Annotated in this window: 14 protein-coding genes and 1 pseudogene; 9 read left to right on the forward strand and 6 right to left on the reverse strand. The window is 66.6% G+C overall.

The genetic code is table 11. The annotated features are described in order from the left end of the window. A pseudogene (locus AC1DXV_RS15905) lies at nt 1–374 on the reverse strand (metallophosphoesterase); the annotation flags it as partial. Nucleotides 375–598: 224 nt separating this feature from the next. Between AC1DXV_RS15905 and AC1DXV_RS15910 the strand changes: the two are divergent. From AC1DXV_RS15910 to AC1DXV_RS15950, 9 genes are all read left to right on the forward strand, one after another. Beyond that, the gene (locus AC1DXV_RS15910) at nt 599–1,915 is read left to right on the forward strand and encodes an ABC transporter substrate-binding protein (RefSeq protein WP_477934441.1); all 1,317 of its coding nucleotides are present in this window, start codon (nt 599–601) and stop codon (nt 1,913–1,915) included. 120 nt (nt 1,916–2,035) lie between these two features. After that, a complete protein-coding gene (locus tag AC1DXV_RS15915; RefSeq protein WP_047584944.1) occupies nt 2,036–2,893 on the forward strand; it encodes a carbohydrate ABC transporter permease in 858 nt (285 codons plus the stop codon). 3 nt (nt 2,894–2,896) lie between these two features. Continuing rightward, complete coding sequence (locus tag AC1DXV_RS15920) at nt 2,897–3,724, forward strand: carbohydrate ABC transporter permease (RefSeq protein WP_477868932.1); 828 nt, start codon at nt 2,897–2,899, stop codon at nt 3,722–3,724. 9 nt (nt 3,725–3,733) lie between these two features. Next, a complete protein-coding gene (locus AC1DXV_RS15925) occupies nt 3,734–4,789 on the forward strand; it encodes an ABC transporter ATP-binding protein (RefSeq protein WP_477934443.1) in 1,056 nt (351 codons plus the stop codon). A gap of 16 nt (nt 4,790–4,805) precedes the next feature. Continuing rightward, complete coding sequence (gene dalD / locus AC1DXV_RS15930) at nt 4,806–6,209, forward strand: D-arabinitol 4-dehydrogenase (protein ID WP_477934445.1); 1,404 nt, start codon at nt 4,806–4,808, stop codon at nt 6,207–6,209. Beyond that, the gene (locus AC1DXV_RS15935) at nt 6,202–7,002 is read left to right on the forward strand and encodes an L-iditol 2-dehydrogenase (protein WP_477868926.1); all 801 of its coding nucleotides are present in this window, start codon (nt 6,202–6,204) and stop codon (nt 7,000–7,002) included. The genes dalD and AC1DXV_RS15935 overlap by 8 nt, the downstream gene beginning before the upstream one ends. 23 nt (nt 7,003–7,025) lie before the next feature. Continuing rightward, nucleotides 7,026–7,964 (forward strand): AraC family transcriptional regulator, encoded by a 939-nt coding sequence (locus AC1DXV_RS15940; protein ID WP_477934447.1) that lies wholly within the window; start codon nt 7,026–7,028, stop codon nt 7,962–7,964. Between the two features lie 28 nt (nt 7,965–7,992). Beyond that, nucleotides 7,993–8,745 (forward strand): response regulator, encoded by a 753-nt coding sequence (locus tag AC1DXV_RS15945; protein ID WP_477934449.1) that lies wholly within the window; start codon nt 7,993–7,995, stop codon nt 8,743–8,745. Between the two features lie 49 nt (nt 8,746–8,794). Then, entirely contained in the window at nt 8,795–11,410 is a 2,616-nt protein-coding gene (locus AC1DXV_RS15950; RefSeq protein WP_477934452.1) for a hybrid sensor histidine kinase/response regulator, read from the forward strand. On the opposite strand, the gene AC1DXV_RS15955 is transcribed toward AC1DXV_RS15950, so the two are convergent. The 5 genes from AC1DXV_RS15955 to AC1DXV_RS15975 all read right to left on the reverse strand — a co-directional run. Next, nucleotides 11,316–12,671, reverse strand: a complete 1,356-nt coding sequence (locus AC1DXV_RS15955) for an HlyD family type I secretion periplasmic adaptor subunit (protein WP_477934454.1) — start codon at nt 12,669–12,671, stop codon at nt 11,316–11,318. The genes AC1DXV_RS15950 and AC1DXV_RS15955 overlap by 95 nt on opposite strands. Beyond that, entirely contained in the window at nt 12,668–20,977 is an 8,310-nt protein-coding gene (locus AC1DXV_RS15960) for a calcium-binding protein (protein WP_477934456.1), read from the reverse strand. The genes AC1DXV_RS15955 and AC1DXV_RS15960 overlap by 4 nt, the downstream gene beginning before the upstream one ends. Before the next feature lies 1 nt (nt 20,978). Then, nucleotides 20,979–21,590, reverse strand: a complete 612-nt coding sequence (locus AC1DXV_RS15965; protein ID WP_477934457.1) for a hypothetical protein — start codon at nt 21,588–21,590, stop codon at nt 20,979–20,981. An 8-nt stretch (nt 21,591–21,598) separates the two neighbouring features. Further along, the gene (locus AC1DXV_RS15970; RefSeq protein WP_477873558.1) at nt 21,599–22,063 is read right to left on the reverse strand and encodes a hypothetical protein; all 465 of its coding nucleotides are present in this window, start codon (nt 22,061–22,063) and stop codon (nt 21,599–21,601) included. A 1-nt stretch (nt 22,064) separates the two neighbouring features. Continuing rightward, the coding region (locus AC1DXV_RS15975; protein ID WP_477934458.1) for a hypothetical protein at nt 22,065–22,488 on the reverse strand (424 nt) is incomplete at its 5' end.

Here is a 22,488-nt window from a genome sequence, read left to right on the forward strand (position 1 = left end):
GGGCACGCGAGCAGCGCCAGCGCCAGCGCCGGCACCGCGAGCGCCGACACCTGCAGCGCCGTCAGCGGGATCGGCCCGCCGCCCGTCGCCAGGTTCCACCCGCCCCACGCCAGCAGCGCCACGTCGCGCCCGAGTGTCAGCACCAGCAGCGTCGAGAAGAACCCCATCGCGATCAGCCCGGCCCAGGCCAGCGCCCCCGTCGCCGCGCGCCGCCCGAGGATCGGGCTCGCAGCCGACAGCACCAGCAGGAACAGCCCGATCAACAGGCCGACACCGGCCACGCCCCACGGACCGGGCAGCACGCCCAGCAGGCGCACGCCGATCCAGGCATGAAAGGCAGCCAGCATGGCCACCGGAAGCAACGGAAATGACATGGCAGGCCGTCCTGAGCGAGGGGGAAGCCCACCAGATGGGGTTGGCTTGCGCCATCTCAACACAACCCCTGTTCCCGAAATCCTGGAAAACCCGGGCCGTTCGATGCAACAAAGTACAGGCCTTGGCAGGGGCAGTACCAAATCGTTCAAAGGCATACGTCTATCGTTGCGGCTGCGGACGTGGCCCACCACGTCGCATCAGTTCGACAACGATGGAGACACAGATGACAAACAAGACTGCAATGGTTCTGGCCTTTGGCGCGCTCGGCGTCGTGGCGGCCACGTCTTCGCATGCCACCGACCTCGTGATCGCGACCGTCAACAACGGCCACATGATCGAGATGCAGAAGCACACCAAGGACTTCGAGAAGGCCAACCCCGGCATCACGCTGAAGTGGGTCACCCTCGAAGAAGGCGTGCTGCGCCAGCGCGTCACCACCGACATCGCCACCAAGGGCGGCCAGTTCGACGTGATGACGATCGGCCTGTACGAGGCCCCGATCTGGAGCAAGAAGGGCTGGCTGAAGGAGATCAAGACCGACGCCGCCTATGACGTGGACGACCTGCTGCCGGCCATCCGCAGCGGCCTGTCGCTCGATGGCAAGCTGTACGCCGCACCGTTCTACGGCGAGAGCTCGATGACGATGTACCGCGACGATCTCGTCAAGGCCAAGGGCCTGACCATGCCGGCCAACCCGACCTGGACGCAGATGGCCGACATCGTCTCGAAGATCCACGACCCGGCCAAGGGCGTGTACGGCCTGTGCCTGCGCGGCAAGCCGGGCTGGGGCGACAACATGGCCTTCCTGACGACGATGGTCAACACCTACGGCGGCCAGTGGTTCGACATGAGCTGGAAGCCGCAGATCGACACCAAGCCCTGGAAGGACGCGATCGGCCAGTACGTCGACCTGATGAAGAAGTACGGCCCGCCCGGCGCGTCGGCCAACAGCTTCAACGAGAACCTCGCGCTCTTCAACGAAGGCAAGTGCGGCGTGTGGATCGACGCGACGATCGCCGCCTCGTTCGTCAGCGACCCGAAGCAGTCGAAGGTGGCCGACAAGGTCGCCTTCACGCAGGCGCCGCAGGCCGTCACGCCGAAGGGCGCGAACTGGCTGTGGTCGTGGAACCTCGCGATTCCCGCCTCGTCGCAGAAGGCCGATGCCGCGCAGAAGTTCATCACCTGGGCCACGTCGAAGGACTACATCAACCTGATCGCGCAGAGCTCGGGCTGGCACACCGTGCCGACCGGCACGCGCAAGTCGACCTACGCGAACCCCGAGTTCCAGAAGGTCGCGAAGTTCGCGGTCGAGGAGCAGAAGGCGATCAACAGCGCCAACCCGAACGACAGCACGCTGCCGAAGTCGCCGTACGTGGGCGTGCAGTACGCGGCGATCCCGGAGTTCCAGGCGATCGGCATCGCAGTGGGCCAGCAGATGAGCGCGGCCTTGTCGGGCAAGGTCACGGTCGACCAGGCCTTGAAGACTTCGCAGACCGCCGCGGAACGTGAAATGACAAAAGGCGGCTACTTCAAGAAGTAAATGACGACCCCTCGGTCGGCGGGTACGCCGACCGATCCCCCGAGGGGATGCGGGCCGGCTTGGGGCGGCCCGGCGCTCGGCCCGCCCCTCTCCGGCCGACATCCAAAAGAGGTCCATGTCATGAGCCGATTCCTGCCCCGCGCGCTGATGGCGCCGGCGGTCACCACGCTGTTCCTGTGGATGATCGTCCCGCTGGTGATGACCATCTGGTTCTCGCTGGTGCACTACAACCTGATGCAGCCCGGCGACAAGACCTTCGTCGGCATCGAGAACTTCCACTACTTCATCACCGACCCGGACTTCTGGCCGGCGGTGCTGCAGACGCTGGAACTGCTCGGCGCGGTGATCGTGATCACCGTCGTGCTCGGCGTCGGCCTCGCGCTGCTCGTCAACGAGCCCTTCCCCGGCCAGGGCATCGTGCGCGTGCTGCTGATCTCGCCGTTCTTCGTGATGCCCACGGTCAATGCGCTGCTGTGGAAGCACATGATGATGAACCCGATCTATGGGGTGCTCGCGCATGTGTGGCACTTCTTCGGCGCGACGCCGGTCGACTGGATGACCGACCTGCCGCTGTTCTCGGTGATCCTGATGCTGTCGTGGCAGTGGCTGCCGTTCGCCTGCCTGATCTTCATCACTTCGCTGCAGTCGCTCGACCGCGAGCAGATGGAGGCGGCCCGCATGGACGGCGCCAACGCGCTGCACCAGTTCTGGTACCTGACGCTGCCCCACCTGGGCCGCTCGATCGCGGTCGTCGTGATGATCGAGATGATCTTCCTGATGAGCGTGTTCGCCGAGATCTTCACCACCACCGGCGGCGGCCCCGGCAACGAGAGCACCAACCTCGCGTTCCTGATCTTCAAGCAGGCGCTGATGAACTTCGACGTCGGCGTGGCCTCGGCCGGCGCGCTGTTCGCGGTGGTGCTGGCCAACATCGCCGCCGTCTTCCTGATCCGCATGGTCGGCAAGAACCTGGACTGAGCCATGAGCACCACCTACCCCAACGGCTTCCCGTACGTCCGCACCTTCTTCGCGTGGGCGATCGCGCTGCTGCTGTTCTTCCCGCTGCTGTGGCTCGGCCTGACCGCGTTCAAGACCGAGATGCAGGCGATCGCGGTGCCGCCACAGCTGTTCTTCACGCCCACGCTGTCGAGCTTCGCCGAGGTGCAGGAGCGCAGCGACTACCTGCTGTATGCCAAGAACTCGCTGATCACGAGCCTGGTGTCGACGATCCTGGGCCTGATGATCGCCGCGCCGGCCGCCTACTCGATGGCCTTCTTCCGCACGAAGCGCACGCGCGACATCCTGATGTGGATGCTGTCGACCAAGATGATGCCGGCGGTCGGCGCGCTGGTGCCGGTGTACGTGATGGCGCAGACCACCGGCATGCTGGATTCGCTGCCGGCGCTGATCATCGTGTTCACGCTGTCCAACCTGCCGATCATGGTGTGGATGCTCTACAGCGCCTTCAAGGAGGTGCCCAACGACATCCTCGAGGCGGTGCGGCTCGACGGCGCGACCGTGTGGGACGAGTTCCGCCACGTGATCCTGCCGCTGACGATGGGCGGCATCGCCTCCACCGGGCTGCTGTGCCTGGTGCTCGCGTGGAACGAGGCCTTCTGGTCGCTGAACCTGACCTCGGCCCACGCCGGCACGCTGGCCGCGCTGATCGCGTCGTACTCCAGCCCCGAGGGCCTGTTCTGGGCCAAGTTGTCGGCCGCGTCGCTGCTGGCCATCGCTCCCATCATCGTGTTCGGCTGGTTCAGCCAGAAACAACTCGTCCAAGGCCTGACCTTCGGCGCCGTCAAGTAAGGAGACCCCATGTCATTCCTCGAACTCAAGGGCATCGTCAAGGAATTCGGGCCGGTGCGCACCATCAAGGGCATCGACCTGMAGATCGAGAAGGGCGAGTTCATCGTCTTCGTCGGACCGTCCGGCTGCGGCAAGTCGACGCTGCTGCGGCTGATCGCCGGGCTCGAGGCCACCACGCAGGGCTCGATCCAGCTCGATGGCCGCGACATCACCCACGTGCCCTCGGCCAAGCGCGACCTCGCGATGGTGTTCCAGTCGTACGCGCTGTACCCGCACATGACGGTGTTCGACAACATGTCGTTCGCGCTGAAGCTCGCCAAGGTCGACGTGGCGACGCGCCAGCAGAAGGTGGAGCGCGCCGCGAAGATCCTGAACCTCACGCAGTACCTGCAGCGCACGCCGAAGGAGCTGTCGGGCGGACAGCGCCAGCGCGTGGCGATCGGCCGCGCCATCGTGCGCGCGCCCAAGGTGTTCCTGTTCGACGAGCCGCTGTCGAACCTCGACGCCGCGCTGCGCGGCCAGACGCGCGTCGAGATCGCGAGCCTGCACCGCGACCTCGGCGCGACCACCATCTACGTGACGCACGACCAGGTCGAGGCGATGACGCTGGCCGACCGCGTGGTGGTGCTGCGCGACGGGCTGATCGAGCAGGTCGGCACGCCCTTGGACCTGTACGACCACCCGGCCAACCAGTTCGTCGCGCAGTTCATCGGCACGCCGCAGATGAACGTCGTGAAGACCGCCGCCGTGCCCGAGCTGACGCGCCTGGCGGGCACACGCTTGCCCACCGACGGCGCGGTGGGCGTGCGGCCTGAATATGTCCGCGTCGGTGCGGCCGGAACCGGCCTCGCGGCCCGCGTGGAGCTGATCGAATCGCTCGGCTCCGACACGCTGATCCACACCCGCATCGGCGACACCAGCGAAGGCGTTCCGCTGGTCTCGCGCCAGAGCGAGCGCACCACCCTCAAGCCGGGCGACAGCGTCGGCATCAGCTTCGACGCGACCGCCCTCCACCTCTTCGACGCCCAGGGGCGCACGCTGCGCCCGCTGCAGCAGGCCGCCTAGCGATGCGAGCTTCTCCATGACGACGACCACTCCCCTGACCATCCTCCACCTCGGCCTCGGCTCGTTCCACCGTGCGCACCAGGCCGTCTACCTGCAGAACCTGATCGACCAGGGCGACACCCGCTGGCAGATCGCCGGCGGCAACCTGCGCCCGGACATGGCCGACACCATCGCCGCGCTGCAGAAGCAGGGCGGCGCCTACACGCTGGAGACGGTGACGCCGGCCGGCGAGCGCTTCTACGAGCGCATCACCGCGATCCGCAGGATCGTGCCGTACACGCCCGACCTGGCCGGGCTGATCGAGATCGGCGCCGATGCGGCGACTCGCATCATCTCGTTCACCGTCACCGAGGCCGGCTACTACCTCGACGACCAGAACCGGCTCGACGACAGCTTCGCCGACCTGGCGAGCGACCTCGCCGGCACCACGCGCAGCACGATCTACGGTGCGATGGCGGCGATCCTCGACGCGCGCCGCACGCGCAACGCCGGCCCGGTCACGCTGCTGAACTGCGACAACCTGCGCGGCAACGGCGAGCGCTTCCGCGCCGGCTTCCTCGATTTCCTCGCGCGCCGCCAGCAGGCCGCGCTGCACGCCTGGGTCGCGCAGCACACCAGCTCGCCGAACGACATGGTCGACCGCATCACGCCGCGCCCGCTGCCCGACATCGCGGGGCGCGTGAAGGCCGCGACCGGCGTCGACGACGGTGCGCCGGTGATGGGCGAGCGCTTCATCCAGTGGGTCATCGAGGACCACTTCATCAACGGCCGACCGGCCTGGGAGAAGGCCGGTGCCGAGATGGTGGCCTCGGTGCTGCCGTACGAGGAGGCGAAGATCCGCATCCTGAACGCGAGCCACAGCTGCTTCGCCTGGGCCGGCACGCTGCTCGGCTACCAGTACATCCACGAGGACGTGGCGCACCCGGCGATCCGCAAGATGGCGTTCGACTACGTGACGAACGACGTGATCCCCTCGCTGGAAGCGTCGCAGAAGCCGTATCCGCTCGACCTCGCCGCGTACCGCGACGTGGTGATCGACCGCTTCAGCAATCCTTATCTGCAAGACACCAACCAGCGCGTCGCGATGGACGGCTACGCGAAGATCGCCGGCTTCCTGTGGCCGACCTTCCGCGAGTGCCTCGCGCGCGGCGCATCGATCGCGTCGGTCGCGAAGCTGCCGGCGCTGTTCTTCGAGTTCCTCGGCCGCTGGCACCGCGGCGAGCTGAGCTACACCTACCACGACCAGGGCATGGACGTGGCGGCTGCGCACGCGATCTTCGAGAGCGCGGATCCGCTGGCCGCGTTCAGCCGCGATCCGGTGCTGTGGGGGCCGCTCGCCGGCGATGCGCGGCTGGTGGCCGCGTTGCAGCAGGCGCATGCTGAGGTCAAACAGTTCCTGAAGGAGAACGGCCATGGCTGACTATCCCGCTGCGCAACGCCTTGCCGATTGCCACGCCTTGCTGACCGGTGCCGGCGGCGGCATCGGGCTGGCAGTGACGCGGGCCTTCCTGCGCGAGGGCGCGCGCTGCACTGCCGTCGACCTGCCGGCCACGCCGGCGCCCGAGCTGCAGGCGCTGGTCGACCAGCACCCAGGGCGCTTCGAGTACCTGAGCGGCAACGTCGCACGCAGCGACGACATCGCGCGCTTCGTCGCCGGCGCGCAGGAACGCCTGGGGCCGATCACGACGCTGTTCAACAACGCTGCGGTGTTCGACCTGGCACCGCTGCTCGACTCCGACGAGGCGATGTACCAGCGCCTGTTCGACGTCAACGTGAAGGGCATGTTCTTCACGATGCAGGCGGTGCTGCGCCGCATGGTCGCGGGCGGCGTGCGCGGCAGCATCATCAACCTCGCGTCGCAGGCCGGGCGCCGCGGCGAGGCGCTGGTGTCGCACTACTGCGCGAGCAAGGCGGCGGTGATCAGCTACACGCAGTCGGCGGCTCTGGCGATGGCGCCGCACGGCATCCGCGTCAACGGCATCGCGCCGGGCGTGGTCGACACGCCGATGTGGGGGCAGGTCGATGCCCTCTTCGCGCGCCACGAGCACCTGCAGCCGGGCGAGAAGAAGATCGCGGTCGGCAAGGCGGTGCCGCTGGGCCGCATGGGCGTGCCGGACGACATCGCCGGCGCCGCGGTCTTCCTGGCCAGTGGAGAATCCGCCTACATCACCGCGCAGACGCTGAACGTCGATGGCGGCAACGTGATGAGCTAGCCGAGGAGCCTTGTGAGCCCGCCATGAACACGAACCGGATCCGCAGCCCCGAACTCGAGCACGACTTCGTGCGCGACACCAAGCTCGGCTACGAGCCCGAGGGCACCTACGGCTACGTGCGCTGCCTGGAGCACGGCGTGCCGAACCCGCTGGTGCGCTGGCACTACCACGAGGAATACGAGCTGCACCTGATCATCGAGACGCGCGRCAAGGTGTTCGTCGGCGACTACATCGGGCATTTCGAGCCGGGGCACCTGGTGCTGACCGGGCCGCGGCTGCCGCACAACTGGATCTCCACCGACATCCCGGCCGAGGGCGTGCCGCTGCGCGACGTGGTGCTGCAGTTCTCCGACGAGCCGCTGCGCCGCGCGACCGACCTGATCCCCGACCTGCGCGACGTGCTGCCGCTGCTGGAGCGGGCGCGCCACGGCATCGAGTTCTTCGGCATGAGCGACCGGGCGCGCGAACGGCTGGTGCGCATCCGCAGCCTGCACGGGCTGAAGCGCTTCACCGAGTTCCTGGAGTTCCTCGGCGAGCTGTCGGACTGCAGCGACTACCGGCTGCTGTCGAGCATGCCGCTGCAGAGCTTCGACGACGATACCTCGCTGGCGCAGATCAGCACCATCGTCGACTACATCACCGAGAACAGCGCAAGCCAGTTCTCTATGGCCGAGCTGAGCCGGCGCGTGGGCATGAGCGAGAGCCAGTTCTCGCGCTATTTCCGGCGCGCCACCGGCAACACCTTCACCGATTTCGTGAACCGGCTGCGCGTGACACGGGCCTGCCAGCTGCTGATGGAGACCGACCGCTACATCACGAACGTCTGCTACGACGCGGGGTTCAACAACGTCGCGAACTTCAACCGGCGCTTCCTCGAGATCAAGGGGATGACGCCGAAGGAGTTCCGCAAACAGGGCGAGGCGCGGTTCGGTGGGGGCTCGGGTAAATCCCCATCCCAGTAGCCAATCCCCCCCGGTGCACACTGCCGGGATGCCTTCGGTCGCCCCTGCCCGCCCACGCATCCTCGTCGTCGACGACGACCCCGACCTGCGCGCCTCGCTCGACGACGCGCTGATGCAATCCGGCTTCGACGTCAGCACCGCCGGCGACGGCATCGGCATGCACGCGGCGCTGGCCGAAGCGCCGCACGCGCTGGTGCTGCTCGACCTGCGCCTGAAGGACGAGCACGGCCTGGCGCTCGCGCGCGGCCTGCGCGAGCGGCACCCTGCGTTGCCGATCATCATGATCAGCGGCAGCAGCGACGAGATGGACCGCGTGCTGCTGCTCGAACTCGCGGCCGACGACTTCCTCGTCAAGCCGTTCAGCCCGCGCGAGCTGCTGGCCCATGTGCGTGCGGTGCTGCGCCGCACGCAGCCGGCGGCCACCGCCGCAGCGCCGGCCGAACCCGCGGCCCAGCTGCATTTCGGCGACTGGACGCTCGACCTGCGCGAGCGCGAGCTGCGCGCCGCCGATGGCAGCGCCTGCGCGCTGACGCCGGCCGAGTTCCGGCTGCTCGAGGCCTTCGTCAGCCAGCCGGGCAAGGTGTGGACGCGCGACCAGCTGCTGGAGCACACGCGCAGCCTGGAGACCGAGGTGTTCGACCGCAGCGTCGACGTGCTGATCCTGCGCGTGCGCCGCAAGATCGAGCCGAACCCGAAGCACCCGCGCTACATCTGCACCGAGCGCGGGCTGGGCTACGTCTTCGCGGCGCCGGTGACCCACGGGCATGAGCGCGCCACCTGAAGCGACACCCAGCGTCGGACCCCGTGCCCAGCGGGTCCGCACCCGGCTGATGGCTGCCTTCGTGATCCTGCTGGCTGCCGCGATCGCGCTGGCGATCGTCGGCTGGCTCGGCATGCAGCGCACGCAGCGCGAGCTCTCGGCCTACGAAGTCGAGGTGTTGCCGCAGATCGCGCAGGCGCTCGAACTCGCCGAGCGCACGACGCGCCTGGCCGCCACCGCGCCCGACCTGGCCGAGTCGCGCACGCCCGAGAGCCTGGACGCCAGCGCGACGATCGCGCGCGGGCTGATCAGCGAGATCCGCCAGCGCTCCGGCGAGATCGACGGCCAGGGCCCGCTGAAGGCCCGCATCGACCCGCTGATCGACCGCGGCGACATCAACCTGCTGCGCCTGGCCGAGCTGACGCAGCGGCGCCAGCAGGTGCGCCAGCGGCTGCAGACGCAGATGGAGCGGCTGGAGGACATCGGCAGCCGGCTGCACGCCCGCGGCACGCCGCCGCGCCACGGCGACCCGGTGCTGACGCAGGTGTGGTCCAGCCTGGTGCTGGGCGCGAGCGTCGACACGCCGGCCACGCTCGGGCGGCTGCAGGCCGATGTCGAGGCGCTGCTGATCGCCGCCGACCGGCGGGCCGCCTACGCCGGCCTCGGCGACGTGTTCCGCGCGACGCTGCGCGAGCTGTCGATCGGCCCGGCCGGCATCCTGCGGCTGCGCAGCGAGCAGATCAACCTCGACAGCCGCAGCGGCTCGCTGGTGCTGCTGACGCGCACCAACGCCGATGAACTCAGCGCGCAGGTCTCGCGCCACGTCGACACGCTGCGCGAGACCGCGCAGCGGCGCAGCGAAGGGGTCACGCGCGCGATCGCCTCCGGCAAGACCGGCCTGCTGCTGCTGACGCTGGTGTGCGGCGTGATCGCGCTCGGCGCGACCGCCTACGTGCACCGGCTGGTCGGGGGCGTCGAGCGGATCACCGCGGTGATGTCGCGGCTCGCGCGCGGCGACACCTCGGTGGCGACGCCGGCGACCGCCCGCCGCGACGAGCTGGGCGCGCTCGCCCGCACCTTCGAGGTGTTCCGCGACAACCTGCTGGCCAAGCAGCAGCTGGTGGCCGACCTGCGCCAGCAGGGCGAGCTGCGCGCCGCGGTGCACAGCAGCATGAACGACGGCCTCGCGGTGTTCGACCGCGACGGCCGGCTGCGGCTGTGGAACGAACCGCTCGAACGCATGCTCGCGATGCACGGCGTGCGGCCGGCTTCGGGCCAGCCACCGCGGCAGCTGATGGCGCAACTGGCCGGCGGCATCGCGTGGAGCGCGCCGGGCCTCACCGAGCGGCAGGCGCTGGCCGCCGGCGCGCTGCCGCCGTTCACCGCGCATGCGCACGTCGAGCTGTACCTGCCGGACAACCGCGTCTATGACGTGCGCAGCCGGGCGATGCCCGATGGCGGCGTCGTGAGCCTCGTCACCGACCTGACCGAACGCCGCGCGATCGAGGTGCAGCTGCAGCATGCGCTGCGGCTGGAGATGCTGGGCCAGCTGACCGGCGGCGTCGCGCACGATTTCAACAACCACCTGGGCACGATCGTCGGCACGCTCGGGCTGCTCGACGCGCAGCCGGGGCTCGACGCGACCGGCCGCGCGCAGTTGCAGCGGGCCGGCCGCGCCGCCGAGCGCGCGAGCGCGCTGACGCGGCGGCTGCTCGCCTTCGCGCGGCGCCAGCCGCTGCAGGCCGAGCCGGTGGTGGTGGATGCGATGGTCGAGGAGATGCTCGACCTGATCGACTACAGCGCCGGCGACGCGGTTCAGGTGGCGCTGGCGCTGCGGGCCGGCGAGGCCTGCGTGCACGTCGACCGCGGGCAGTTGGAGAACGCGCTGCTGAACCTGGTGATCAACAGCGCGGCCGCGATGCCCGGCGGCGGGCGGCTGCAGGTTGCGACGCGGGTGGACGGCGACGAGCTCGAGCTGTGCATCGCCGACACCGGCGCCGGCATCCCCGAGGCGCTGCGCGAGAAGGTGTTCGAGCCCTTCTTCACGACCAAGGCGGAGGGCGAAGGCAGCGGGCTCGGGCTGTCGATCGTCTACGGCTTCGTGAAGCAGTCGGGCGGGCGCATCGCGCTCGCGAGCCGCATCGGCGAGGGCACGAGCGTGACGCTGCGCTTTCCGCTCGGCGCGGCGGCGGCGGCCGCGTCGGCCGGCACGCCCGGTGCCTTGGCCGCGCGGCTGGTCGTGTCATCGGTGCTGCTGGTGGACGACGACGACGAGTTCCGCAGCACCGTGGCCGAGATGCTGCAAGCCGCCGGCTGCGAGGTGCGCACCGCGGCCGGCGCCGAGCAGGCGCTGCGGGCACTGCGCGAGGCGCCGCTGCCGCAATTGCTGCTGTCGGACGTGCGGCTGGGCGACGGCATCAGCGGCGTGCAGCTGGCGCAGGCCGTGGCGCACGAGTGGCCCGGATTGCGCGTGGCGCTGATGTCCGCGATGCCGGACCAGGCCCTCGGCATGCAGCCCGGCTGGCGCGACGGCTGGCCCTTCCTGCAGAAGCCGTTCGATGCGCCGACGCTGCGGGCCTGGCTGGCCGGGCTCAGCGCTCCCGCGCGGCCTCCTGCGCCACCTTCTTCACCGGCGACAACAGGTACTCGATCACCGACCGCCGTCCCTGCTGGACTTCGGCCGTGACGGCCATGCCCGGGTTCAGCACCAGCTTCTCGCCGGTGGCGGCGCTGGTCAGCACCGGGCTGTCAATCTGCACGATGGCGCGGTAGTTCAACTGCGGCTGGCCCGGCTGCTGCGCTTGCTGTTGCTGCTTCGGATCGGTCGCATCGGCGCTGACGAGAATCACCCGGCCGTCGAGCAGGCCATATTTCTGGAACGGATAGGCAGCCACCTTCACCTTCGCGAGCTGGCCGACGCTGACGAAGCCCACGTCCTCGTTGTGCAGCTGCACCTCGGCCTGCAGCGGCTCGCCCTGCGGCACGATGTTCATCAGCAGTGCACCCGCCGACACCACCGCGCCGCGCGTGGTCGTCGCCAGATCCTTCACGATGCCGGCGTTCGGCGCGCGGATCTCCAGCTGCCCGGCGCGCACCGTCGACTTCTGCCATTCCTGGTCGCTGCGGTTCAGCGTGGCCAGCGTCTCGATGCGTTCGTTCTCCAGCTGCGAGCGGTACTGCGAGCGCAGCGCCGCCAGCTTGCGTTCGGATTGCGCCACCGCCAGCGCACCGCTCTGCACGTTGGCGGTCTGCACCTTCACGTCCTGCTCGCGCTCGGTGGCCTCGCGGCCCTTCTCGTTGGCCGCCAGCTCGCCGACGAAACCTTCCTTGACCAGCTGCCGGTAGGCCTGCGCCGACTGCTGGTAGCTCGGCAGCGTCTGTGTCAGCTTGGACAGCTGCTGCTGCGACGCATGCAGGTCGGCCTGCGCGCGGGCGCGGGTCTCCTGCTCCTGCGCAACGGCGTCGAGATAGGCCTGGCGGCGCGCGCGGAACTGCGCGTCGACCTGGGCGTACAGCAGCGGCGGCTCGCCGCGGCCGGGCAGCAGCGGCTGGTCGGCCAGCTCGGCCTCGATGCGGCGCAGCGTCAGCTTCTTCAGCGCCACCTCGTGGCCGAGCGCCGCGGTGTCGGCCTGCGAAGCCCGCGCGTCCAGCTTCAACAGCAGCTGACCCTCTTTCACCGCATCGCCCTCCTTCACCAGGATCTCGGTGACGACACCGGCCTCGGCTGGCTGCACGAGCTTGGTGAAGCTGATCGGCACCAGTCGGCCCTCGGCCGTCGCGATGATGTCGAGTTGGGCGAAGACCGCCCAGGCGAGCAACAGCGCGATCAGCACCGCCACCGTGACCAGCAGCACCCGCGGCAGGCGCGCCGGCGGGCGCTCCTGGATCGCGAGCAGGTCGGGCGCGAAGTCGAGCGCGTCGGGGTCGAGCACGGCGAGCTGGGTCATGCGCCGAGACCTCGCAGCTCACGCCGTTCACCGCGCCAGGCCGTGTGGTTGCCGGATCCAGACAGGCCGCTCGCCAGCACGTCCGACGCCGCGGCCGGGTCGGCGCCGATCGGTGTCGGCAGGCCTTCGCGTTGCGGCGTCGCGATGCGCATCGCCGAATCCAGCGCACTCCACGAATCGACCAGCAAGGGCATCGCCTTCTCGGTCGGTGCACTGCTCGACAACGCCGTCACCGTGATCGGCACCGTGCTGCCATCGGCCAGCCTGATCGTCTCGATCTTGTTGGCCGTGCCGACGTACCAGTTCGTGATCGTCAGCTTGTCGGCYGTCACGCCGCTGATGCCCAGCACCAGGTTGTTGCCGCTGCGCGTCTGCGTCAGCTGCGCCGCGCTGATGCCGGTGGCGATCTCGATGCGGTCGGCGCTCCCACCCACGTCGGTGATCGTGTCCTGCCCGTCGCCCCGGCCCCAGCGGTAGACGTCGTTCGAGGTGGCAGACGTGTCGTTCATTGTGTCGTTGCCGGCGCCGCTGCTGTAGGTGTCGTTGCCGCCCTCGCCCTTCAAGGTGTTGACGCCGGCATTGCCGAACAGCAGGTTGTCCAGCCCGTTGCCGGTGCCGTTGATCGCGCTGCTGTTGATCAGGTTCAGGTTCTCGACGAAGTTGCCCAGCGTCCAGGTGATGGTGCTGTTCACCGTGTCGGTGCCCTGGCCATCGAGTTCCTGGGTGACCTCGTTGGCCGTGTCGACGGCGTAGGTATCGTCGCCCAGCCCGCCAGTCATGTTGTCGAGCCCGCCTTTGCCGTCGAGCACGTTGTTGCCGGCGTTGCCGGTCAGCGTGTTGGCAGCACCGTTGCCCGTGGCCGTGATGTTGCCGGTGCCGGTGAGCGTCAGTGCCTCGATGTTGTCCAGCAGCGTGTAGTTGACGCTCGCCTCGACGGTATCGGTGCCTCCGCCCGAGGCCTCGGTGACGAGGTCGAGTGTGTCGTCGACCACGTAGGTGTCGTTGCCCGCGCCGCCGATCAGCGTGTCGACGCCCTCCTTGCCATCCAGGCGGTTCGCGCCGCTGTTGCCGGTGATCTTGTTGGATACCGCGTTGCCGGTGCCCGACAGGCCGCTGCTGCCGGTCAACGTCAGGTTCTCGACGTTGGCCGACAGGATGTAGCTCGCGGTCGATTGCACCGCGTCGAGCCCCTCGCCAGCGTTCTCGGCGATCGTGTCGCCGCTGTCGTCGACGACGTAGGTGTCGTCGCCCGTCCCGCCGGCCATGTCGTCGACACCGGTGCCGCCATCCAGCTTGTCGTTGCCGACACCGCCCAGCAGCCAATCGTTGCCGGCCTTGCCGTTGAGCTGGTCGTTGCCCGCCCCGCCGTCGAAGTAGTCGCTGTTGGCCGTGCCGTTCATCACGTCGTCGCCTTCGGTGCCAGGCACGGCGATGCGGATGCCCTGCGACACATCCAGCGTGCTGCCATCCGCAAAGCGGAAGGTCGACAGGCGACGCGGGTCGTCGAAGTAGTCGACGCCGATGGTCTCCGGCGCGGTGCCGCCGAGCACGTCGATCAGCAGCTTGGGCCCGAAGCGGCGGAAGCGCAGGTCGCCGGCCGCGATGCCGGGGCCGAACTCGATGAGGTTGCCGATCGAGGTGTCGAGGATCAGGTCGGCACCCGAGATGTCACCGGCCTCGGCCACCACCGCATCGCCGCGCTTGAACACGTAGGTGTCGACCCCGGCACCGCCCCGCAGGGTTTGCTCGCCGACACCGCCTTCCAGCCGGTCATTGAATTCGGTGCCGACCAGGACCCGGCCATTCACGTCGGGCACGACCGTGAAGCTGCCGGCCCGGGCCACGAGTTGCGTCCAGTCCAGCACGGTGCCGTCAGCGAACCGGAACGACTCGAACTTGCCCACGTCTGCATACCCGCTGCGCGGTCGGTAGTCCTGGTTGTCGATCGAGCTGCTGATGCGGATCTGGCCGCCGCCCTGGTCCACTTCCAGGATGCGGTCCGAGGCATAGTCGTTGAGGTTGTAGGACGTGACGGCGCTCAGCTTCAGGTTCTCCGGCGTGATGCCGGCGCCGAACTCGATCGCGTCGGTGCCGCCGTAGTCGTAGATCAGGTCCTTGCCGTCACCCCGGTCGAAGTGGAAGGTGTTGTTGCCTTCCAAGCCGACCAGCGTGTCATCACCTGCGCCGCCCGTGAGGCGGTTGGAGATGCCCAACACCGTGCCCCCATCGGTGGCCGTCCAGGTGCCGGTGCTGAACAACACCTCGCTGGCGGCCGAGCCAATGACGGGCAGGTCGGCCATGCTGGCAGGCATCAAGGAGGACGCACTGCGCACCGTTCCGTCGGCGAACACGAAGTTCGGCAGGTTGTTGAGCATGTTCGGCCGGATCGCCCGGCCGTCGAGTTCGAACGACACCGTGTCGCCCTGCGTGCCGTAGGCGAACGTGAGCGCCATGTTGGCTGCATGGACGTCGTCCGCGGGCAAGGCGGTCAGTCCCACGACCTTCAGGGACGATACGGCCACGCCGGCCGCGAACGTGACACGCAAGCTTCCGCCGGCGGCTGCGCCATCGACCAGGTACTGCGTTTGACGGAATGTGTCGTGCCCATCGCCCTGCGCGAACACGAAGTCGGCAGAACGGCTGGAATCCAGCGAGAAAGTGTCGTCACCCTGGCCGCCGACGATGGTGTCGACAGCGTCTCCCCGCCCCACATTGCTGAAGGTGTCCTTCCCATCGCCACCGTTCAACAGCTCGTTGCCGTTGCTGCCAAACAAGCGGTCGTCGCCCGTGTCGCCGTAGAGGGACGACGAGCGGCCATCGTCGTTGGCCGTTGCATTCAGGCGGTCGTTGCCATCACCACCGTGCAGCACGTCGGCGCCGCCATCGCCAGACAGCTGGTCGTCGCCAACTCCACCGTACAAGGTGTCGTCGCCATCGCCACCGGAAAGCTCGTCATCTCCGCGGCCACCGTCCAGGACGTCGTTGCCGCCTTGTCCCAGGAGCATGTCGGCATCGTCACCACCGGCGAGCAGGTCGTTGCCTCCGCCGCCGTACAGCCAATCCCTTCCTTCGTCGCCATACAGGCTGTCGTTCCCGTACCCGCTGACCAGTGTGTCGTTACCACCCAGGCCGTGGAGGTCCTGAGGGCGCGTGCTGTTGCCGTTTTCGCCGATCTGGTCATTGCCGCCGGTTCCGATCTCCGTGAACGGCAGATGCGCGGCGATCTCGCCGTCGCTCCACACCGTGCCGTCGGCGAACTGGATGGCGCCGAGGCGGCTTTGCGGAGTCAGTGTGATCTGGTCTCCCGAGCCATAGCGCAGCACCAGGCCACCGGCATCGTTGACCAGCGTCAACTCGCTTTCCTGCACATCGGCCAGCACGATGCGGTTGGTGCCGGTCGTGGAGGTGTCCTCCAGCGTGTCGACGCCATCGCCCTTGTGGAAGACATAGGTGTCACTGCCGATGCCGCCGACGAGCTGGTCGGATCCGGTGCCGCCTTCCAGCACGTCGTCACCATTGCCGCCCGCGAGCGTGTCGTCACCGCTGCCACCTGCCAGCGTGTCGTTGCCAGCCCCGCCGCGGATCGCATCGTTGCCGCCCAGGGCATCGAGGGTGACGTTGCCGTCGCCAGGAACCTGGAACGTGTCGTCGCCCTGGGTCATCAGGTCTTGCAGGCCGATGGCCGGAACGGTGCCGCGCTCGTACGACGTGCCATCGGCGAAGACGATCTGCTGGCGGCTCGCGTTGGTGAAGAACTGCTTCACCGTCAACTGGTCGCCGCTGCCCTGGAACATCACGAAAAGGTCGGCACCGTTGCGAATGAAGCGCGCAGCCCCCACGGGCAGGGTTTCGTCGAACTCGATGCGGTCGGTCTCTTCGCCTGTGCCGGCCGTGTCGTCCACGGTGTCGGTGCCGAAGCCCGCGCTGAAGTAGTAGGTGTCGTTGCCACTRCCGCCCACCAGCGTTTCGTTGCCGCTGCCGGCCAGCAGCTTGTCGTCGCCTGCGCCGGCATCGATCCGCCGGGAGCCCTCGTTGCCGACGATCACGTCGTACACGTTGCTGCCGAGCAGGGATGACCCACTTCCGGTGCTCTCGACCAGCACGCCGCGCGCCAGCAGCTCGTCCCAGGTCAGGACGCTGCCGTCTTCGAACTCGATGCGATCGAAGCTGCGGCCGACTGTGGCCAGCTGCGACACGCCCTTCTGGCCGAGCACCAGGGCGTCGCCTGCCGAGGCCATGTCGAGCACCACGGCGCCGGTGTTCGCCTCGCGACGCAGGCGCAGGTCTTCCGGAATGAAATCTCCACTCAGTTGCAGGACGTTGTCCGCACTGCGCGCTTCCGCGACCACCGATACGGTGTCGCGGCCATCCCCTTGCGAGAACTGCAAGGTCGTGCCTTGCGTGCTCGAGATCTCGACGGTGTCGTTGCCCCACCCGCCGGACAGCACGGCGCCTTGAGAGTTCGCATCGACCCGCAGGACATCGTTGTCGGCCCCACCGATCAGGTGCTGGCCAGGCTCCGAGGCGGTGAGGTCTTGCTGCCCGCGCAGCCATTGGCCCAGCGCACGGGCAAGAGCCATCTCCTGCCCGTTCGAGGCCTGGAAGGTCTGTATCGCACCCTTCATCCCATTCGTGATCACGAGGCTGCCCGTGCCGATCCTCAGCACCAGGTCAATTCCGTTTTGCGCAGCCTGCGCGACGACCTCTCCGCCATCGATGACGATCTTGTTGCGGCCCTCGTTGTCGATGATGTTGTCGACGATGACGCCGCTGCTCAGATCGGCCCCCCGCACGATGTAGGTGTCGTCGCCTGCGCCGCCGGACAGGCCGTCGATGCCCGCGCCGCCGTTCAGCGTGTCGTTGCCGGCGCCGCCGAACAGCAGGTCGTCGCCGTCGCCGCCAAGCAGCTGGTCGTCGCCGTTGCCGCCGACCAGCGTGTCGGCGCCGGCCCCGCCGTCCAGGATGTCGTTGCCCGTCAGCGTGGAGACCGCGTTGGTGGCCTCCTCGTCTTCGCCGGACAACCAGTCATTGCCGTCGCCGCCGCTGAGCACGTCGTTGCCGCCGCCGCCCGCCAGCGTGTCGTCGCCGGCACCGCCATCGAGGACATCGGCACCATGCAACTCGGCCGGCAGCAGAGCGATGGAGGCATCTCCCAGCAACTGGTCGTTGCCGATTCCACCCACCAGGGAGTCATCTTGCCCTCCGCCATACAGGCGGTCATTGCCCTCATCACCAAACAGCGTGTCATTGCCATGGGATGCTGCGACGGCATTTGTCAGTTCGCCGTCACCCCACAGAACATCATCTTCGCTGCCGCCGTGTGCCTCATCGTTTCCACCACCTCCGATGAGTTGATCCGCCCCGCTACCGCCGCTCAGCAGGTCGTCGCCGCAATAGGCGGCATCCATACCGTCGTCGTCGCCAAGCAGAACATCGGCCCCTTCTTCGCCAAAGAGCTGGTCCGCACCACCTCCGCCCACCTCACGGTCATCACCCTTGCCGCCGAATAGCATGTCATTGCCGTGCTGCGAGGGATCCAATCCAAGCGTGCCGTAGGTCTTGCCGGTCAAGCTGTCCATCTCCGGCTGGCCAGGGGACTTGAGTCCGTCGCCAAGCAGGAGGTCGTTGCCGTCGCCGCCAGAAACAACGTCGTCCCCGCTGTACCCCGCCAAAGCGTCGTTGCCGTCTTGCCCGAAGACCAGATCGTCGTCGCCTCCCGCGTTGACGACATCGTCCCCGGCGCCGGAATACACCGTGTCGCGCCCGTTGTGGCGCGCCGTATTGAAAGCGTCCAGATAGGTGGGCGCGTTCGGGTCGTAGCCCTTGTCACCAGTCAAGCTGCGGCCAGTGAGCGTAAGTGTCGCTGTAGCACTGTTGAAGACGTTGCCGTCTGGCCCGTCTATGACTGTCCAGCGATCCGCCGGGACAGCGTAGTTCATCAGGTCCGTCAACGAGAAGCCGGTGAGATCGATGCCGCCCAACGGGTCCACGCCATTCAGGAATTCGCCGCCGGTGAACAACTGGCCACTGAGCACATTGGGATCCGACAGCCTGAAGGTGTAGAGATACGCCATGCTGGCGCTCAGCGTGCGGTAGTAGCTGCTCGACCAGTCGCTGCTGTTGCTGCCTTGGCCGTATGGCAAAACGCTGAGCGCAGGAGCACCCATGTCTCCGTCGCTCAGGATGATGTCGGCGCCGGCTCCACCCACCAGCATGTCGTTGCCGTCGCCACCGAACAGCATGTCATTCAGACTACTGCCGACGACGGTGTCGTTGCCTCGACCGCCATCAAGCACGTACGGCTCAGGCTCCGTTGCCAGAGAAACCGGCGTACTGATGATTGCGGCGGACAAAGTCTGCTGTACCACCGCATAGATTTGATCRTCGCCGTCGCGCCCTCGAATCCTCAAGATGTTGCCCAGGGAGTTCAACGCGCCAGCACCACCTTCGATCAGGTCACCACCGCGCCCGCCCTCGACGACGGCGATGCTCGCGTCGATGGCGTTCAAGATCGTCACCGGGCCTTGCAGTTGCGGGCGAACCTCCAACGGGTCGTAACCGTAGTGCTGCTGGCCGGAACTGCTGGCCAGATCAACGAATGTCGCCGGTGCCGGCGCGGACGCTGGCGAGGCCAGTGCATCGGACAGAGTGACGCCAACATTCTTGTCGCGGGTCCAGTTCCGCACGGTGACGACTCCCGAGCGATCTCGGAAACTGATGTACAAGTTGTCTTGCGTGCCGTCGATCGTGCCCAACGTGTAGGTGACTTTCTGGTCGTCTGTCTGCCAGATGCGGTCGCCGACTTTCTTGGCACCGGCGCCTGTGATCGCACCAATACCTTCCACGTCGATCACGCCTTTGCCATCGCTGTCGACAATCCAATCGCTGCCGGACTCGCCAGCGAAGAACTTGTAGGTGTCCAGCCCTTCTCCGCCGTACAAGTAGTCGGTGCCAGTGCCGCCACTGAGGTAGTCGCTACCGATGCCGCCGAACAGGACATCGATGCCTGCGCCGCCTAGAAGAACATCGTCTCCCGCGCCTGCGAGGAGTTCGTCGTTGCCGCCGTTGCCGATCAAACCGTCGCTGCCGYTTGCCCCGAAGACGAGGTCATCAGTTTCTCCACCCGCTGTCGTCCCGGCCGTTGTCGCCACCAGAACTCGACCAGAGCCTGTCAGCGCAAAGCCTGCCCGATCAAACTCGTCGAGTAGCTTCGTCGCCATGTCTCGCACAGCCACGGTCGCCTGTGTGCTGCCCAACGGGAGATTCATGGCAACGAAACCCGTAGAGACGCTGACTCGTTCGCTGACGTAGGCATGCTGCTCTTGCGAGATGAGCAAGACAGTCCGAATCAGCGTGTCGCGCGACACGAGCGTGCCGGCATCGAACGGCGCTTCGAGCAGGCGCTTGATGTCGGCGTTCATCTGCGCGCTGGCAGGGAGCTGCGACACGCCGGCCAGCAGGGTGGTGAACGCCGCCTTTTGCTCGTCGGTTGCATCCAGGCCTTCCAGCCAAGTACCGTCGAATTTGCCCAGCTTCACGGAAAGATCGTCCAAACTTGTGTTGAGCGTGGTCCATGCGGTGGAGCCGGTGTCAAAGACCTGGGTGAAAAAGTCTTTGCTCCAATCGCGTACGGGCTCCCAGGCGGCTTCGCCGGCTTTGCCGGCGACGTAGCCGCCTACTACGGCAAAACCTATGACTACGGCCGCAGTAAGAATCACCGGCGCCCCCAGTCCTACCGCCACTCCACCAGCAAGAGCCGCCGCAATCTCCCCACCTGCAAAACCAGATAGCACCCCCAAGGATTTCTCGCCGGCCTTGTCAATGCCCACGTCGGTGAACCCGTTGTCGTAGAACTCCTTGCCGATCTGAATCATCCCCAGCACCGCGCCGGTCTGTTTGAGAACAGCAGAGGCTCCCGATGCGAACTTCTGGATGGAGGCCGAGTTACCGGCAACGATCTCGTCGGCCGCGTAGGCGACCTGCTGCATCGCCAAGTTGACCTGACTCTTGACGGACTTGAAGTAGTCGGCGAACTTGGTGTCCTGCGCGCTACCAGGTGTTGCTCCCGCTTGGGCGATCCGCGCATTTAGCTTGTTAATGCCGTCGGAAAACACCTGCAGCTTCGCCTTGACCGAGGCAGCATCTGCAGCCGTCAGCGTCTTGTCTTGCAACTGCTTGGCGATCTTGCCGAGTTCGGTGAAAAAGGCATCTGCTCCTGCGACGGGTGAACCCACGAAGTCAAAAATATCGGGATCACCGATCTTCTTGTTGAAGCTCGCAACAAAGCTGTATTCGGTGGAGGCCATCTCAGGCTTCCTTTCCAAAGTAGGTGTCGATGAAGAAGCGGAAAAAGAGAACCTGTGCGCCGAGGATCATGCTGGTGGTGTACGCCAAGAACAAACTCAAAAAGGCTAATCCACCGCGACTGTGTGTGGTAAAGCCACGAGCGAAAGACGGGTCACCTGGCAACGCTATAAAGAAGTAGATGATCCCGACACAGAACAGTGGACCGATGAGTGCGACGAAGAGGTGGTACTTCAAACTGACTCGGCCTAGCGCACGTCGCCTCGCCAACAATTGCGGATAGTTCACCATCGACTGCCAGAGCCAAATCAACGACATGATTGGAATGATCGCCACCGTCAAGCTGTGWGCCASCAGTGCCACCTGCGGATACGTCGTCGAGTTCGCATGCGCCTTCATGTTCATGAACGGCACCATGCGCTGAACCCAATCGGTAAACCGCAACGCCCARGGCCACAAGTCCAGGATCGTGACCGGTGCGAACAGAATGACGAGCAATGGCAGTGCCAAGGGAGCCATGAGCAATGGGCTCAAAGCACCTCGAAGCGAGAAAACCGGAATGGTCGGCGGCACCTCGACCGGGGGTTTTGTCTCCTCAAATGAGGGAGGTGGCATAGACGTCCTCATGCGGGCACCCGCATTCCACCCAGGTTGACCTGGAAGTTGTCATCTGTCTGTTTAAGGAAACCGAATACGCTGGACGCAAACTTCTGGATGGATGCCGAATTGCCAGACGCGATTTCGTCGGCGACATACGCGACTCGTTGCATGGCCAGGTTGATGGCGTCTTTCGTAGATTTGAAGTACTTCGCGAATTTGGCGTCTTGAGCGCTGCCGGGTGCTGCACCGCTTTGTGTGATTCGCTCGTTGAGCTTGTTGATGCCGTCGGCAAACGTCTGCAGCTTCGCTCGGACGGATGCTGCATCAGCAACCGTGAGTGTCTTGTCTTGCAACTGCTTGGCGATCTTGCCGAGTTCAGCGAAGAAGGCGTCCGCCCCTGAAACCGGAGCGCCTACAAAGTCAAAGATGTCGGGGCCGTTAAGTTTTCTGTTGAAGGTCGCAACGAAGCTGTATTCAGTTGAAGGCATTTCAGGCTTTCTTTCTGAGGTAGGTGTCGATGAAAAGCCGCAGGCAGAGAACCTGCCCTCCAAGAATGGCGCTAGTGGTGTACGTCAAGCACAGGGTCAAGAAGGAGAACCCGGTGCGACTGTGTGTGGTGACTCCCTTCGAAAAAGATGGGTCTCCCGGCAAAGCGATAAAGAAGTACACAGCACCGAGAAACAGCGGTGGCGCAACAAGAGCAACGAGGGCATGTTGCTTCAGTGTCAATCGCCCCAGTGCAAGACGCCTCGCCAGTAGCTGCGGATAGTTCACCATCGTCTGCCAGAGCCAAACCAACGACATGATTGGAATGATCGCCACCGTCAAGCTGTGAGCCAGCAGTGCCACCTGCGGATACGTCGTCGAGTTCGCATGCGCCTTCATGTTCATGAACGGCACCATGCGCTGAACC

The organism is Rhizobacter sp. P3_C12, from assembly GCF_056402735.1.

What these genes read in the sequence shown, in the direction of transcription:
- AC1DXV_RS15955 (WP_477934454.1), bottom strand. Translation starts at nt 12,671, where the DNA reads ATGACCCAGCTCGCCGTGCTCGACCCCGACGCGCTCGACTTCGCGCCC.
- dalD (WP_477934445.1), top strand. Translation starts at nt 4,806, where the DNA reads ATGACGACGACCACTCCCCTGACCATCCTCCACCTCGGCCTCGGCTCG.
- AC1DXV_RS15970 (WP_477873558.1), bottom strand. Translation starts at nt 22,063, where the DNA reads ATGCCTTCAACTGAATACAGCTTCGTTGCGACCTTCAACAGAAAACTT.
- AC1DXV_RS15915 (WP_047584944.1), top strand. Translation starts at nt 2,036, where the DNA reads ATGAGCCGATTCCTGCCCCGCGCGCTGATGGCGCCGGCGGTCACCACG.
- AC1DXV_RS15910 (WP_477934441.1), top strand. Translation starts at nt 599, where the DNA reads ATGACAAACAAGACTGCAATGGTTCTGGCCTTTGGCGCGCTCGGCGTC.
- AC1DXV_RS15920 (WP_477868932.1), top strand. Translation starts at nt 2,897, where the DNA reads ATGAGCACCACCTACCCCAACGGCTTCCCGTACGTCCGCACCTTCTTC.
- AC1DXV_RS15945 (WP_477934449.1), top strand. Translation starts at nt 7,993, where the DNA reads ATGCCTTCGGTCGCCCCTGCCCGCCCACGCATCCTCGTCGTCGACGAC.
- AC1DXV_RS15950 (WP_477934452.1), top strand. Translation starts at nt 8,795, where the DNA reads ATGGCTGCCTTCGTGATCCTGCTGGCTGCCGCGATCGCGCTGGCGATC.
- AC1DXV_RS15935 (WP_477868926.1), top strand. Translation starts at nt 6,202, where the DNA reads ATGGCTGACTATCCCGCTGCGCAACGCCTTGCCGATTGCCACGCCTTG.